General features: G+C 64.9%; 2 protein-coding genes. Both read left to right on the plus strand.

Annotated elements, in window-relative coordinates:
- A partial coding sequence (locus C8N40_RS22370; RefSeq protein ID WP_108214036.1) for a gluconate 2-dehydrogenase subunit 3 family protein occupies window positions 1-540 on the plus strand: 540 nt, incomplete at its 5' end.
- Window positions 540-1,372, plus strand: an 833-nt coding sequence (locus C8N40_RS22375; RefSeq protein WP_146173625.1) for an NAD(P)-binding protein, incomplete at its 3' end; no start/stop codon positions are given. The genes C8N40_RS22370 and C8N40_RS22375, both read left to right, overlap by 1 nt.

The following is a 1,372-nucleotide window of genomic DNA, read 5'->3' on the forward strand; positions in this document are numbered from 1 at the left end:
ATGGATAGGCGCTCGGTTGTAAAAGGACTGTTGCTATTTGCCGGAGGCGTGGCGGTGCTGCCCTCCTGCGTGCTGGAGGAGGGCAAGGCCTCCATCCCGCTCGACCACCTGGACGTGTCGGCCGGGCAGGAGGCGCTGCTGGCCGAAATCGCGGAGACGATTCTCCCGGCCACCGACACCCCGGGGGCCAAGGCCATGGGCCTGCACCTGTTCACCCTGCAGATGCTCGACGACTGCTACTCACGGGAGGAGCAGCAGGCCTTCCTGGCGGGCATGGCCGCCTTCGACGAGCTGGCCAGGGAGCAGGCCGGGAAGCGGTTCATCAAGTGCAGCCCCGGGCAGCGGCAAACGCTGGTTTCCGCCGTCAATGACGGACAGGCGCCCGAGGAGGTGCTCGCCTTCTACCGCATCCTCAAGGGCGAGACCATCAAGGGCTACCTCAACTCCGAGCTGGTGATGACCACCCTGCGGGTGTACGAGCTGGTGCCGGGCCGCTACGAGGCCTTCTATCCTGTAACAGCACAAGCACAGATAAGCTAATGGCAAATTTGAACATAGACAGCGCCAAGCAGCGCACCTTCGACGCGATTGTGGTTGGCTCGGGCATCAGCGGGGGCTGGGCGGCCAAGGAGCTGACCGAGAAAGGCCTGAAGACCCTGGTGCTGGAGCGGGGCCGTGACGTGAAGCACAACCGCGACTACCCCACCACCAACAAGATGCCCTACGAGTTTGAGCACCGCGGGCAGGTGCCCCTGGAGATACGGGAGAAGGAGCCGGTGGTGAGCCGCTGCTACGCCTTCCGCGAGGACGCCATGCACTTCTTTGTCAGGGACTCCGAGCACCCTTACGTGCAGGAGAAGCCCTTCGACTGGATTCGCGGCTACCAGGTGGGCGGCAAGTCGCTGCTGTGGGCGCGGCAGACCCAGCGCTGGAGCGACCTGGACTTTGAGGGCCCGGCCCGCGACGGCTTTGCCGTGGACTGGCCCATCCGCTACAAAGACCTAGCGCCCTGGTACAGCTACGTGGAGAAATTCGCAGGCATTTCGGGCAACAGCGACGGCCTGGCCGAGCTGCCCGACGGGGAGTTTCTGCCTCCTTACCCCTTGAACAGCGTGGAGGACTACTTCCGCCGGCAGCTCAAGACCCACTACGGCAACCGCCACGTGATCAGCGCCCGCTGCGCGCACCTGTCCAAGCCCAGCCAGATTCACTTCGACCAGGGACGGGCGCAGTGCCAGAACCGCACCCTCTGCCAGCGCGGCTGCCCGTTTGGCGGCTATTTCTCCTCCAACGCCTCCACGCTGCCCTGGGCCGAGCGCACGGGCAACCTCACGCTGCGGCCGTTTTCGGTGGTGGAGTCGGTGATATACGA

The sequence above is a fragment of the Pontibacter mucosus genome (assembly GCF_003054055.1).
GTDB lineage: Bacteria > Bacteroidota > Bacteroidia > Cytophagales > Hymenobacteraceae > Pontibacter > Pontibacter mucosus.